At 63.9% G+C, this 12,294-nt stretch carries 16 protein-coding genes and 1 pseudogene; 13 read left to right on the top strand and 4 right to left on the bottom strand.

Annotated elements, in window-relative coordinates; all coding sequences use genetic code 11:
- Positions 1–39: 39 nt before the first annotated feature.
- From NKI18_RS24255 to NKI18_RS24225, 7 genes and pseudogenes are all read left to right on the top strand, one after another.
- Positions 40–987 carry a metallophosphoesterase family protein gene (locus NKI18_RS24255; RefSeq protein WP_352619723.1) on the top strand — a complete coding sequence of 316 codons (948 nt, stop codon included), beginning with the start codon at positions 40–42 and terminating at the stop codon, positions 985–987.
- 11 nt (positions 988–998) lie between these two features.
- Positions 999–1,346, top strand: coding sequence for a cupredoxin domain-containing protein (locus NKI18_RS24250; protein ID WP_023678471.1), 348 nt, complete (start codon positions 999–1,001; stop codon positions 1,344–1,346).
- 25 nt (positions 1,347–1,371) lie between these two features.
- A pseudogene (locus tag NKI18_RS24245) lies at positions 1,372–1,933 on the top strand (sigma-70 family RNA polymerase sigma factor).
- Positions 1,930–2,445, top strand: coding sequence for an anti-sigma factor family protein (locus NKI18_RS24240; RefSeq protein ID WP_352619724.1), 516 nt, complete (start codon positions 1,930–1,932; stop codon positions 2,443–2,445). Before NKI18_RS24245 ends, NKI18_RS24240 begins: the two are co-directional and overlap by 4 nt.
- A gap of 60 nt (positions 2,446–2,505) precedes the next feature.
- A complete protein-coding gene (locus tag NKI18_RS24235) occupies positions 2,506–2,763 on the top strand; it encodes an anti-sigma factor (RefSeq protein WP_352619725.1) in 258 nt (85 codons plus the stop codon).
- 124 nt (positions 2,764–2,887) lie between these two features.
- On the top strand, positions 2,888–3,385 hold the full coding sequence (gene purE, locus NKI18_RS24230) for a 5-(carboxyamino)imidazole ribonucleotide mutase (RefSeq protein WP_023678468.1): 498 nt from the start codon (positions 2,888–2,890) through the stop codon (positions 3,383–3,385).
- The gene (locus NKI18_RS24225) at positions 3,382–4,458 is read left to right on the top strand and encodes a 5-(carboxyamino)imidazole ribonucleotide synthase (protein WP_352619726.1); all 1,077 of its coding nucleotides are present in this window, start codon (positions 3,382–3,384) and stop codon (positions 4,456–4,458) included. The genes purE and NKI18_RS24225 overlap by 4 nt, the downstream gene beginning before the upstream one ends.
- A 92-nt stretch (positions 4,459–4,550) precedes the next feature.
- Here the strand turns inward: NKI18_RS24225 and NKI18_RS24220 are convergent, their stop codons facing one another.
- Positions 4,551–4,973 carry a lysozyme inhibitor LprI family protein gene (locus tag NKI18_RS24220; RefSeq protein WP_352619727.1) on the bottom strand — a complete coding sequence of 141 codons (423 nt, stop codon included), beginning with the start codon at positions 4,971–4,973 and terminating at the stop codon, positions 4,551–4,553.
- Between the two features lie 235 nt (positions 4,974–5,208).
- On the opposite strand from NKI18_RS24220, the gene ykgO reads away from it, so the two are divergent.
- Together ykgO and NKI18_RS24210 are read left to right on the top strand one after the other, a co-directional pair.
- Positions 5,209–5,334 carry a type B 50S ribosomal protein L36 gene (ykgO, locus tag NKI18_RS24215; protein ID WP_006203764.1) on the top strand — a complete coding sequence of 42 codons (126 nt, stop codon included), beginning with the start codon at positions 5,209–5,211 and terminating at the stop codon, positions 5,332–5,334.
- Between the two features lie 94 nt (positions 5,335–5,428).
- Positions 5,429–6,028, top strand: a complete 600-nt coding sequence (locus NKI18_RS24210; protein ID WP_352619728.1) for a tetratricopeptide repeat protein — start codon at positions 5,429–5,431, stop codon at positions 6,026–6,028.
- 251 nt (positions 6,029–6,279) lie between these two features.
- Here the strand turns inward: NKI18_RS24210 and pyk are convergent, their stop codons facing one another.
- Entirely contained in the window at positions 6,280–7,710 is a 1,431-nt protein-coding gene (gene pyk, locus NKI18_RS24205) for a pyruvate kinase (protein WP_352452495.1), read from the bottom strand.
- Positions 7,707–8,153, bottom strand: coding sequence for a DUF1036 domain-containing protein (locus NKI18_RS24200; protein WP_473505739.1), 447 nt, complete (start codon positions 8,151–8,153; stop codon positions 7,707–7,709). Before NKI18_RS24200 ends, pyk begins: the two co-directional genes overlap by 4 nt.
- A 285-nt stretch (positions 8,154–8,438) precedes the next feature.
- Between NKI18_RS24200 and NKI18_RS24195 the strand changes: the two genes are divergently transcribed.
- From NKI18_RS24195 to NKI18_RS24180, 4 genes are all read left to right on the top strand, one after another.
- Positions 8,439–9,239 carry an N-formylglutamate amidohydrolase gene (locus tag NKI18_RS24195; RefSeq protein ID WP_352619729.1) on the top strand — a complete coding sequence of 267 codons (801 nt, stop codon included), beginning with the start codon at positions 8,439–8,441 and terminating at the stop codon, positions 9,237–9,239.
- 23 nt (positions 9,240–9,262) lie between these two features.
- On the top strand, positions 9,263–9,571 hold the full coding sequence (locus NKI18_RS24190) for a DUF1244 domain-containing protein (protein ID WP_352619730.1): 309 nt from the start codon (positions 9,263–9,265) through the stop codon (positions 9,569–9,571).
- Positions 9,572–9,582: 11 nt separating this feature from the next.
- Positions 9,583–10,044, top strand: a complete 462-nt coding sequence (locus NKI18_RS24185) for a cupin domain-containing protein (RefSeq protein WP_352452498.1) — start codon at positions 9,583–9,585, stop codon at positions 10,042–10,044.
- A 146-nt stretch (positions 10,045–10,190) separates the two neighbouring features.
- Positions 10,191–11,372: an MFS transporter gene (locus NKI18_RS24180; protein WP_353020766.1), complete on the top strand. Its 1,182-nt coding sequence runs from the start codon at positions 10,191–10,193 to the stop codon at positions 11,370–11,372.
- Here the strand turns inward: NKI18_RS24180 and NKI18_RS24175 are convergent.
- On the bottom strand, positions 11,330–12,241 hold the full coding sequence (locus NKI18_RS24175; protein WP_352572004.1) for a LysR family transcriptional regulator: 912 nt from the start codon (positions 12,239–12,241) through the stop codon (positions 11,330–11,332). The genes NKI18_RS24180 and NKI18_RS24175 overlap by 43 nt on opposite strands.
- Positions 12,242–12,294 lie beyond the last annotated feature (53 nt).

Genomic DNA, 12,294 nt, shown 5'->3' with positions numbered 1-12,294 from the left:
TCCCAAACAGACGCCATTTCCGGCGTGCAGGAGACCGGTATGACCCACCACCACGACAATGAAGCTGACGGCATCAGCCGCCGTCATGCACTGGAATGCATGATCTGGGCCGGCACGGGAGTGCTGTGGACAATTTCGTCCGGCGTGCCGGTTTCGCTCAGCCTGCTCGGTGCGTCGCAAGCCGCCGAGGCCTTGGCCACCGGCTTCACTTTCCTCCAGATATCCGACAGCCACATCGGCTTCGACAAGGCTGCCAACCCGCACGCCATCGACACGCTGAAGGAGGCGATCGGCAAGATCCAGGCGTTGCCGCAAAAGCCCGCTTTCATGATCCACACCGGCGACATCACCCATTTGTCGAAAGCCGCGCAGTTCGACAACGCTGCCCAGATCATCGGCGGCGCAGGCTTCGACGTGCATTATGTGCCCGGTGAGCACGACCTGATCGATGACGGCAATGGCCAGGCCTATCTCGACCGCTACGGCAAGGGCACCAAGGGCGCTGGCTGGTATTCGTTCGACCAGAACGGCGTCCATTTCATCGGGCTGGTCAACGTCGTCAACCTGAAGGCCGGCGGGCTTGGCAATCTCGGCGCCGACCAGTTGGCATGGTTGGCCGATGATCTGAAGGCGGTCACCGCCTCGACGCCGATCGTCGTCTTTGCCCACATCCCGCTATGGGCTGTTTATCCCGAATGGGGCTGGGGCACCGACGACGCGGCGCAGGCCTTGGCCCTGCTCAAGCGCTTCGGCTCTGTCACCGTACTCAACGGCCATATCCACCAGATCATGCAGAAAGTCGAAGGCAACGTTATCTTTCATACCGCGCGCTCGACCGCTTTCCCGCAACCGGCGCCGGGCACCGCAGCCTCACCCGGGCCGATGACGGTACCTGTCGGCCAGTTGCGCAGCCTGCTCGGCACAAGCAGCGTGACAGTCAAGCAAGGCGGGCAGGACCTCGCCATCATCGACAGCACGCTGGCCTGAGGGGAAATGCGATGATCCGCTTCCCATCCCGCGTCTTGGTCGTATCCCCTGTCACGTTCGGTTTGGCGGCGATCCTGATAATGGTTGCCATGCCACTGAACGCAGCAGACCAGCCAATGGTCAAGATCGAGAACTTTGCCTTCACACCGGCGGTGCTGACGGTAAAGCAGGGCACTACCGTGACCTTCGAGAATGACGACGACATCCCGCATCTGGTGGTCGCCAACGATGCCTCGTTTCGCTCCAAGGCGCTTGACACCGGTGACACATATGCCTTCACCTTCACCAAAGTGGGCGACTATGCCTATTTCTGCGGGCTTCACCCGCACATGCAGGGCAGGATCACCGTCGCTCCGTGAGGATTTTCGGAAGGTTCTGCCCGGGATGCCGGGCGATGCGACGGTGTTGAACCAAGAGGCCGCGACCGAGCGCTTTCGCGAGGTGGTTCTGCCCAATCTCGCGGATGCGCTTGCGCTTGCCCGCTGGCTGACCGGCAACGCCGCCGACGCGGAGGATGTGGTGCAGGAGGCCTGTTTGAAGGCGCATGCGGGCATCGCCGGCTATGCCGGCGGCAATGCGCGCGCCTGGCTGCTGGCGATCGTGCGCAACGCCTCTTAACTCCTGGCTGGCGCGCAACCGGCCGCGCAGTATCGTCGCCGTCGGCGACCTGAGCGACCTCGATGACATGACGGCTGCATATGGCGCCGGCCTGCCGGATACGGATAGTCCTGAGGCAAGCCTGATCGCCAAGGCCGACACGGCCGCACTCGAGGCGGCGATCGCCGCGCTGCCGCACCAATTTCGCGAGACTGTGGTGCTGCGCGACATCAACGGCCTCAGCTATCGCGAGATCGCGACGCTGCTTGGCGTGCCGCTAGGCACGGTGATGTCGCGGCTGGCGAGGGCGCGCGGTCTGCTGATATCCCAACTTGGGAGGGCGCCATGAGCGCGCACAACGATGGACTGCCGGATGACCCAGCGGGCGTGGAGCTGATGATCCATGCCTTGGTCGATGGCGAGCTCGACGCAGCAGCAGCATTGGCTGTCGAGCGACGCATCGCGGCCGATCCGGCGCTCGCCGCCGAGCATGCCCGCATCGCTGCGCTGCAGACGGTCGTCAGCGGGCTGCCGAGGCTCGATGTCCGTGAGGATTTCAAGGCTCGCATCGCTGCAATCGGGACAGCCGGTACGGAGAAAGTGCTGCCGGCGCCGGCGCCCGCCGCTCGAGTGCCGCCGGCACACAGAGCGGTGCACCGATTTGGCGCGTTCGACTGGCGCGCGCTGGCGGCGTCGATCATCGTCACCGCCGTGCTGGCCAGCGGCGCGACGCAATGGATGATGCTGAGCAGGGCGCCCGACAGCTTTGCCGCCGCGGTCGCCAGCGGCCATCGCCGCAGCCTGCTGGCCGCCAGCCCGGTGGACGTCGTCTCGTCGGACAGGCATACGGTCAAACCCTGACTCGATGGCAGGGTCGGTCTGTCGCCGCCGGCACCTGACCTTGCCAATGACGGTTTCGCATTGCTCGGCGGCCGGGTCGAGGTGATCGCCGACCAGCCGGTGCCGGCACTGGTCTACCGCCATCGCGAGCACCTGATCACGCTCATCGCCGCGCCACAGCAAACCGGCTCGACAACCGCGCCGGTCGATCTTTCTGCCGGTGGCTTCTCGCTGGTGCACTGGAGCGACGGCGCCTTTTCCTATTGGGCGATTTCCGATACGGAACGGCCCGAGCTCGACGATTTCGTCACGCGTTTCCGGGCGGCGGCCGCCCGATGACAGACCGCCCCTGTCGATGTGCGTAGCCACGGAGACGGCACAAGCGGCTTTGCCGTTTCCGGCCATCCTTGCGGCTCCCCTCGATTTCAGCTAATGCGCGCTTTTGCCGCCGGAGAGCAGAAGCTTGGACGATCACCGCGCCGACGTCGCCATCATCATGGGCAGCCAGTCCGACTGGGCGACGATGCGCCACGCCGCCGAAACGCTTGAGGCGCTTGGAATTCCGCACAAGCGCCTGATCGTCTCGGCCCACCGCACGCCCGACCGGCTCTATGACTTCGCCAAGGGCGCCAAGGCGGCCGGCTACAAGGTGATCATCGCCGGTGCCGGCGGTGCGGCGCATCTGCCCGGCATGACGGCGGCGATGACGCCGCTGCCGGTGTTCGGCGTGCCGGTGGAATCGAAGACGCTGTCGGGCCAGGACTCGCTGCTATCAATCGTGCAGATGCCGGCCGGCATTCCGGTCGGCACTTTGGCCATCGGCAAGGCCGGCGCTGCCAACGCTGCCCTTCTGGCCGCCGCGGTGCTGGCGCTGAGCGACGAAAAGCTCGCCGCCCGGCTGGATAGCTGGCGCGCCGCGCAGACCGCCAAGGTGGCCGCCGAGCCCACGGACGCGCCGTGAGCCTGCCGGCGGGATCGAGCATCGGCATCATCGGCGGCGGCCAGCTTGGCCGCATGCTGGCGATGGCCGCGGCCCGCCTCGGCTACCGCATCGTCGTACTGGAGCCGCAGCCGGATTGCCCGGCGGCACAGGTCGCCAACCGGCAGATCGTCGCCGCCTATGACGACGCGGCCGCGCTTAGCGAGCTGGCTGCGGCCAGTGCCGTCGTTACTTATGAATTCGAGAACGTACCGGTCGCGGCCGCCGCGGCACTTGCCTCTACGGTGCCGGTCTATCCGCCGGCACGCGCACTGGAAGTGGCGCAGGACCGGCTGGCGGAAAAGAAATTCCTCAACGGCATCGGCATACCGACCGCGGATTTCAGCCCCGTCGACTATGACGAGGAACTGACGGCTGCGCTGAAACAGTTCAACGGCAGCGGCATATTGAAAACGCGCCGCATGGGCTATGACGGCAAGGGCCAGCGTGTCTTCCGCAACATGGAAACAGGCGGCTTTGCCGGCACTTGCGAGGCGATGGGCAACGTGCCGTTGATCCTGGAATCCTTCGTCACCTTCGAGCGCGAGATTTCGGTGATCGCCGCCCGCGGCATCGACGGTTCGCTCGCCGCCTACGATCCAGCGTGGAATGTCCATCGCAACGGTATTCTTCACAGCTCGACGCTGCCGGCGGGAGTAAAATCCGAGACGGCGGCTGCGGCTCAAACGGCGGCGGCAGAGATCCTTGCAGCGCTCGACTATGTCGGCGTTATCGGCGTCGAATTCTTTGTCCTTGCCGACGGTTCGCTGTTGGCCAACGAGATAGCGCCGCGCGTCCACAATTCCGGCCACTGGACGGAGGCCGCCTGCACCATCTCGCAATTCGAGCAGCACATCCGCGCCGTCGCTGGCCTGCCGCTGGGAAATCCCGCCCGGCAGTTCGACTGCGTCATGGAAAACCTGATCGGCGACGATGTCAGGCGCGTTCCTGAGCTGCTCGCCGAGCCCGATCTGATGCTGCACCTCTATGGCAAGGCCGAGGCGCGGCCCGGCCGCAAGATGGGCCATTTTACGCGCGTCAGCCGCCGCAGCTAGAGCGTGATCCCGAACCGAAGGTCCGCGCTAGCGAAAAGTGGAATCCGGATTTCGGAAAAGATCATGCTCAAACACAAAGTTAGAACCTACGCTTACTGGATTTCGCCGCTCTCGTCCTCGTCGGGGCTGGCGCAGCTCACATCGCCTTCCGCGCAGGTCGAATCGGCGGTGAGCTGTTTGGTGCGATCGTCGGTCAGCCGCGTCAGGCATTCCGATATCAGCATCGGATAGATCGAGCCGCCTTCGCTGTCCGCGGCGGAATAGCTGCATTCCGCGTCGCGAAAAGCGATCCAGGCGCGCTGCGCCGTCTGCAACAGCTTCCTGGCTTTTGCGTCACTTCCGCCGATGAGATCCTGGTGGGCCTTGTTGAGCTTGGCGTCGGCGGATTTGTAGTCCGCGTCGGCGCAGATGTCCATCATCTGCTGGCTGTCGTCGTCGCGGTCGCATTCCTGCGCATAGGCAACAGAACCTGCCGCGAGGACGACAAGACAGGCAGACACAAGAATTCGGCGCATGACGATCTCCAATTCGCAACCGCATCATTCCAGCCGTCTCAAGCCTGCGCAACGCCGCAAGACGCCAATGGCGGATATTTGATGATACGAAACGGTCCGTATCGTTTAGGCAACGCGCTTGCGGTTGACACGGGCAACGCTCCTCGTCTATGAGCCACGCACAGTTCAAAGGCGCGTCTGTGGGCGCGCCTTAATAATTCGGCCCGTGACCGGGCCCAGACCGACGGGCAAGACCATGAAGATCAAGAATTCGCTCAAGGCGTTGAAGGCGCGTCACCGCGACAACCAGCTGGTTCGTCGCAAGGGCCGCATCTACATCATCAACAAGACCGCGCCGCGCTACAAGGCGCGCCAGGGTTGAGTTTTCGACGGAGGCTGCGCGCCTCCGTGCGCATGATACGCCTCTCACGCTAAATTCAGTTTGACGATCCGGCATCGGGGGCTAGATTCCCGCGATGCGGATTCTTTTTGCATTTTTCACGGCTTTCCTCGTTTCCGGCGCTGTCTCGCTGCCGGCGTGGGCTGAAGATCCGACCACAACTCCGCCGACAGCACCTCCGGTCGTCAAGACGAAACAGGCGCGGCTCGATCAGCTGTTTGCCGATCTCAAGCGCGAACGCAATGAAAAGGCGGCCGAGCGCATCGCCGAACGGATCGGCAGCGAGTGGTCCCAGTCGGGCAGCGCCTCTATCGACCTGATGATGCAATGGTCGCAGAAGGCGATCGAAACCCAGAAATTCGATGTTGCACTCGATTTCCTCGATCAGGTGGTGACTTTGCAGCCGACCTATGCGGAAGGCTGGAACCGGCGCGCCACTGTTCATTTCATGATGAAGAACTACGGGAAGTCGATGGCGGATATCGACCGCACCCTGCAGCTCGAACCACGCCATTTCGGCGCGCTTTCGGGCCTGGCTCAGATCATGGCCGAAACCGGCCACAAGCAGTCGGCACTTGAGGCCTGGCAGCGCGTGCTCGGCATCTACCCAATGATGCGCAGCGCCCAGGACCAGGTCGCCGCACTTTCCGAGGAGCTTGCCGGCGAAGGCATTTGAGACCAGTAAGGGAGTAGGGGAGTAAGGGAGTAAGGTAGTAGGGTAGTATGTGAGAGGTGCAGATTGCACTGTGGAACACATGCGCCCTACTCCCCTACTCCCCTACTCCCCTACTCCTGAACCGGTCACAGGCTGATGCAAGCTGGCGGAGTTCGGCGTCTATCCTAACCCGACTGCCCGTCGATGCGCCCGGCTGGCGCCGTGTTTACGACGCGCCATGCAGCCGGCCTATCCGGCAGCCGCGGCCGACATTAGCGGCCGACTTCCGATCCGACATAGGCGATGCGCAACATGTTGGTCGAGCCCGGCGTCCTCAGCGGCACGCCGGCCGTGATGATGACGCGGTCGCCCGGCTTGCCGAAACCTTCATCGAAGGCGATGCGGCAGGCGCGGTCGACCATGTCGTCGAGGTCGATGGCGTCGGGGGAAACGACGCAATGCGTGCCCCACAACAGCGACAGCCGCCGCGCCGTGTTGAGGATCGGCGACAGCGCCACGATCGGCACTTGCGGCCGCTCGCGCGCGGCGCGCAAGCCGGTCGTGCCGGACGCGGTATAGGTGATGATCGCCGACAGCTTCAGCGTCTCGGCTATTTCGCGGGCGGCGAGCGAGATCGCGTCGGCTCCGGTCGCTTCCGGTTCCGAGCGCTGCGCGTTGATAATTCCGGCATAGGTCGGGTCGGTTTCGACCTTGGTGGCGATCCGGTTCATCATCGCCACCGCCTCGACCGGATAGGCGCCGGCGGCGGACTCCGCCGAAAGCATGATCGCGTCGGCGCCTTCAAACACGGCGATCGACACGTCCGACACCTCGGCCCGCGTCGGCACCGGCGCGGTGATCATCGATTCCAGCATCTGCGTGGCGACCACCACCGGCTTGCCGGCGCGGCGGGCGGCGCGGGTGATCTGCTTCTGAATGCCAGGCACGGCTTCGAGAGGCATCTCGACGCCGAGATCGCCACGGGCGACCATCAGCGCATCCGAAAGCTCGATGATCTCGGCCAGCCGGGCGACGGCCTGCGGCTTTTCGATCTTGGCCATGATCAGCGCCCGGCCGCGTGCGATCTTGCGCGCTTCGGCCAGGTCCTCGGGCCGCTGCACGAAGGACAGCGCCACCCAGTCGACGCCGGTCGCCAGAACCGCGTCGAGATCCCGGCGGTCCTTTTCCGTCAGCGCGCCGACCGGCAGGTCGGTGTCGGGCAGGCTGACGCCCTTCTTGTCGGAAATGGTGGTGCCGGCGACGACGGTGCAGACGATCGCCTTGCCGTTGCTGCTGACCGCCTTGAGCTCGAGCTTGCCGTCGTCGATCAGCAGGCGATGACCAGCCTCGACCGAACGCAGGATTTCGGGATGCGGCAGGTAGACCCTCGTCGAATTGCCGGGCTCGGGATTGTCGTCGAGCGTGAAGGTCTGACCGACGGTCAGCACCTCTTTGCCGTTGGCGAACTTGCCAACGCGCAGCTTTGGCCCTTGCAGGTCGGCGAGAACGCCGATCGGCCGGCCGACCGCCTCCTCGACGGCACGAATACGGCCGACAAGCGTACGCATCAATTCATGGTCGGTGTGGCTCATATTGATGCGGAACACGTCGGCGCCGGCTTCGAACAGCTTCTTCAGCATCTCCTCGGACGAGGAGGCCGGACCGATGGTGGCGAGGATCTTGACCTTGCGGCTGCGTCTCATTGACTGTTTGTTCCCGGGGCGGCTGGAGCGCCATCCGTTGCGGGCTCGTCAGTCAGCTGGACCATCCAGCTTGCCTGCTCGCCCGTGTCATATTCCTGGAATCCGGCGCGCTGAAAGCCCCGGGCGACGCAATCGGTAACGCCGGCGATCTTGAACTCTTTTTCGGCCACGCACATGTTGATCGGGCCATCCCAGCGTCCGCCGCGCTCGGCGTCTTCTGCATAAAGATAGTAAAACCTTGATGACAACGGTCCCTCGATCAGCGTCTTGCAGCTCGATCCTTCGATGTGCCACCAGCCTTCGGTGATCCAGCCGGCTTTGGCGCGATAGCCGATGCCGACACCGACCAGGTTCTGCGTGGCGTTGCAGACCCGGAAATCGGCCCGTGCCGGCGAGGCCGAAATCACCGCGAAAAGACCCATGGCCGGTATCAGGAGCGGCATGGCCAAGGCGTGGCGCACACGCAGCCTGCCGGCGAAACCCATCCTGAAACCCCTCAAGAACCACATTTGCATCTCTCAACGCCCCTTTTCGGAAAAGTCCGGACGCATGTCAACGCGCCGATCTGTCCAATTCCAATCGATTTAGAAGGCTCTGGCGCGCTTGCGGTCGCCCCTGCTCAGTTTTTTGGCAGAAACCGTGGCCAAACAACGGCATTGCGCAAGCGTTCTCTTCGTGGAATGACGATACCACCTCCCCGAAAGCCAGCGAACAGACCTTTCCCGCCAATGACCCGATCCACAGTTTTCGCGCCTTTCGATATCGTCGAAGGCGATCGCAAGCGCGGCATGGTGCTTCTGGCCGATCACGCCCGCCGCGACCTGCCGGAGGAGTATGGCAGTCTCGGCCTGCCGGCGGCGGAGTTCGACCGCCACATCGCCTACGACATCGGCGTCGAGACTGTAACCCGCGAACTCGCAAGTCTGCTCGGCGTTCCGGCGGTGCTTGCCAATTTTTCGCGACTGCTGATCGACCCCAATCGCGGCGAAGACGATCCAACGCTGATTCGCCAGCTCTATGACGGCACCGTCATCCCGGGAAATTACCCCATCGCGCCGGAGGAGCGCGAAAGGCGGCTGGACCGCTTTTACCGCCCCTATCATGATGCCGTCAGCGCCATGATCGCCTCTGTGGCGCGAGCATCCGCGCAGGCACCCTTCATCTTTTCGGTGCATTCCTTCACACCGACCATGCAGGGATTCGTGCGGCCGTGGCACGCCGGCATATTGTGGGACCTGGACGACCGCGTTGCGCGGCCGCTGATCGACATGCTCGCCGAGGACAAGAGCCTCATCGTCGGCGACAACGAACCCTATGACGGCGCACTGCGCGGCGATACCATGTTCAGGCACGCCATCGTCAACGGCTTTGCCCATGCGCTGCTCGAGGTCCGCCAGGACCTGATCGCCGACCGCAAGGGTGCCCTCGCCTGGGCCGAACGGCTGGCGCCGATCGTTGACGCGATAGATCGACGTGCCGATATACATGCGGTGAAAATATTCGGCTCGCGCACCGGGCCGGTACGATGAGGCCCAAGGGAGGCCAACATGACATGACCGAACTCAGCGAAGAACAAAAGCGCGATTTCGAAGCCGCTGCCTTCCGCCGGCTGGTCGCGCATCTGCGCGAGCGTTCCGACGTACAGAACATCGACCTGATGAACCTCGCCGGCTTCTGCCGCAACTGCCTGTCCAACTGGTACCGCGATGCGGCGCAAGCCGAAGGTGTCGAACTCAGCAAGGAACAGTCGCGCGAGATCATCTACGGCATGCCCTATGCCGAGTGGCAGGCACTGAACCAGATCGAAGCCTCCGACGCCAAGAAGGCCGAGTTCGAGGCAAGACGCCCTAGGGATCACTAGGGGAGGACGCCGTGCCTAAGATTGACGTTGCCGACGTGCCCGGACGCAAGGGCTCATCCTATCCACCGCCGTTCGATGCACCCTGTGCCGAACGCGTGCGGCAGCGGCTAGGCAACGCAGGCGGGCTCACCGACTTCGGCATCAATCTCATGCGCCTGCCGCCGGGCAACTGGTCGAGCCAGCGCCACTGGCATTCGCACGAAGACGAATTCGTCTACGTGCTTGAAGGCGAGCTGACGCTCGTCGAAGATGCCGGCGAGACGGTGCTGCGCGCCGGTGATTGCGCGGCCTTTCCGAAAGGATCAGGCAACGGCCATCACATGATCAATAAATCGGGCGCGATGGCGATCTATCTCGAAGTCGGTTCGCGCTGGCCCGACGACGTCGCCACCTGCTCCGACATCGACATGATGAGCACCAACGCTGACGGCCGGTTTGTGCACAAGGATGGCGCGCCTTATCCCGAGCCGTAGGGATTTCGGAGTGGACCGCCGAGATGGTTGGCCGACGCGAGAGGACGTAGCGTCTGGTCCAAGCACTTTCGGCGAAGAGCGCTTGACTGTGAATTGAATCGATCTAATTTGCCGCGCAACGCCATTTCCGGACCGGATTCTACCCGATGGACGCGCAGAAAATCACGCAGATCGCGATTAGTGGACGCTGGGCAGTGGCCGGCATCTTCCTCGCCAACGGCTTCTTGACCGGCAGTTGGGCGCCGCAGATCCCGGTGTTCCTGACGCGACTCGACATTTCGAAGTTCACGCTCGGCCTGCTGATTCTGTTGTTCGGTGCCGGCGCCGTCACCGCCATGACCTGGTGCGGCCATCTGATCTCGAAGCATGGCTCGCGCACGGTGCTGCGCTGGTTCGGACTTGCCGGCAGCTTCGGCCTTCTGGTTGTGGCTCTGGCCCCCAACGTGCCCCTTGCGGCCGTCGCCATGTTCATCTTCGGCGGTTCGATCGGCGGCATGGACGTCGCCATGAATGCCAATGCAGTGGCAGTCGAACGGCGGCTGTCCCGTGCCATCATGTCGTCCTCGCACGGCTTCTGGAGCCTTGGCGGTTTCGCCGGCGGCGCTTTGGGCGGTTTCGCCATCCAGAACTACGGTCACCTCGCCCATGCGACAGTGGTGACGGCTCTTGCCTTTGCCGTAATCGCCGTAGCGGTCCGCTACCTGATCGCCGAGGACAAGCACCCAGTCGCCGAGCACCACAAATTCGCGCTGCCGGCAAACCCGCTGGTCTATCTGGTTGGGCTGATGGCGCTGCTGACGATGATCTCCGAAGGTGCGGTACTCGACTGGGCGGCGCTGTATCTCAGGCAGGAGCTCGGCGCCGATCTTGCCATCGCAGGCCTGGCCTATGCCGCCTTTTCCGGAGTCATGGCCATCATGCGCTTTCTCGGCGATGGCGTCCGCAACCGTTTCGGTGCCGTTACGACGTTGCGCGCCTCGGCCCTTGCCGCTGCTGCCGGCATGCTGGTGGCCGGGCTGGCTCCCTCGCCTTGGCTGGCCATTGCCGCCTTTGCCTTTTGCGGCCTCGGCATTGCCAACATGGTGCCGATTATCTTTTCGGCCGGCGGCAACCAGGAGGGCATGGCGTCCGGCACCGGCATGAGCGTCGTCACCACAATGGGTTACTCAGGCATTCTGGTGGCGCCGTCGGCGATCGGCTTCATCGCCGAACACTCGAGCTTCGGCCCGATCTTCGTCGCTCTGTCCGGGCTGCTGGTCGTCGTGCTGGTGATGGCTGGGCTCGCTCACCGCGCTGAATTTGCTGCCGAGCCTGCACCGGCTGAATAGCGCTTGAACTCTTCGTAGAGGAAATCCGCGACGCGGCGGATGCGCACGCTGGTACGCACGTCGCGGTGCATGGCCAGCCACACCGGCAGCGTCGGCAGCGGGAGACCCGGCAGCACTGTCTCGACCAGCGGATCACGGTCGGCGAGCGGCTCCTGGCCAAAGCCGATGCCGTTTCCCGCCCGCACCGCTTCCCACAGCACGATCTGATTATCGGTCCTGAAGCGGAAGGCATTGCGAGCGAGCGGGACGCCGAACTGGGCAAAGCCGCGAATGATCTCATCGCTGCGGTCGAAGCCGACCAGATCATGGCCGGCAAGATCGCGGGCCTCGCGCGGACGGCCACGCCGGTCCAGATAGGATTTTGCCGCGCAGGCGCGGAGCGGAATGTCGGTCACCTTGCGCGCGACCAGTTCATTCTGCGCCGGCTTGACCATGCGAATGGCGATATCGGCGTCGCGACGCAGCAGATTCTCGACCTGGTTCGAGGCGACGATCTCGACTTCGATGCCCGGCTCCTCGAACCCAAGCCTCGCTGTGATTTCCGGCAGCACATAGGCCGCCACCACTTCGCTGGCGGCAATGCGCACCGTACCCTCTATCGCCTCGACCGATCCCAGCGCCAGCAGCGAAAAGGCGCTCGCCTGCTCGCTCACCGCGCGGCCCCGTTCAAAGAGCGTGCTGCCCGCTTCCGTGAGCGCGTAGCCACGCCGCCCGCGCCGGAAGAGCGTGACACCGAGCGCCTGTTCCAGCTCGGTGATGTGGCGGCCGAGCGTCGGCTGGCTCGCGGCAAGTTTTCGCGCGGCGGCCGACAGGCTGCCGGTCTCCGCCACGGTGACGAAACTCTTGATCAGGTTCCAGTCAATATCCATTCAAAATTGAATATCATATCGCCAGCTTTAGTCAATTTCCATTCGTTTGCGAA

The sequence above is a fragment of the Mesorhizobium sp. M0800 genome (assembly GCF_040320095.1).
Lineage (GTDB): Bacteria > Pseudomonadota > Alphaproteobacteria > Rhizobiales > Rhizobiaceae > Mesorhizobium.
The sequence above is the reverse complement of the archived record's forward strand: the minus strand, read 5'-3'. Positions and strand labels throughout refer to the sequence as shown.

Bases quoted from the DNA above. Each gene is read 5' to 3' on its own strand.
- NKI18_RS24220 (WP_352619727.1), bottom strand. From the start codon at position 4,973: ATGCGCCGAATTCTTGTGTCTGCCTGTCTTGTCGTCCTCGCGGCAGGT.
- NKI18_RS24190 (WP_352619730.1), top strand. From the start codon at position 9,263: ATGACCGAACTCAGCGAAGAACAAAAGCGCGATTTCGAAGCCGCTGCC.
- NKI18_RS24250 (WP_023678471.1), top strand. From the start codon at position 999: ATGATCCGCTTCCCATCCCGCGTCTTGGTCGTATCCCCTGTCACGTTC.
- NKI18_RS24180 (WP_353020766.1), top strand. From the start codon at position 10,191: ATGGACGCGCAGAAAATCACGCAGATCGCGATTAGTGGACGCTGGGCA.
- NKI18_RS24255 (WP_352619723.1), top strand. From the start codon at position 40: ATGACCCACCACCACGACAATGAAGCTGACGGCATCAGCCGCCGTCAT.
- ykgO (WP_006203764.1), top strand. From the start codon at position 5,209: ATGAAGATCAAGAATTCGCTCAAGGCGTTGAAGGCGCGTCACCGCGAC.
- NKI18_RS24210 (WP_352619728.1), top strand. From the start codon at position 5,429: ATGCGGATTCTTTTTGCATTTTTCACGGCTTTCCTCGTTTCCGGCGCT.
- pyk (WP_352452495.1), bottom strand. From the start codon at position 7,710: ATGAGACGCAGCCGCAAGGTCAAGATCCTCGCCACCATCGGTCCGGCC.
- NKI18_RS24175 (WP_352572004.1), bottom strand. From the start codon at position 12,241: ATGGATATTGACTGGAACCTGATCAAGAGTTTCGTCACCGTGGCGGAG.
- NKI18_RS24200 (WP_473505739.1), bottom strand. From the start codon at position 8,153: ATGCCGCTCCTGATACCGGCCATGGGTCTTTTCGCGGTGATTTCGGCC.
- NKI18_RS24240 (WP_352619724.1), top strand. From the start codon at position 1,930: ATGAGCGCGCACAACGATGGACTGCCGGATGACCCAGCGGGCGTGGAG.
- NKI18_RS24195 (WP_352619729.1), top strand. From the start codon at position 8,439: ATGACCCGATCCACAGTTTTCGCGCCTTTCGATATCGTCGAAGGCGAT.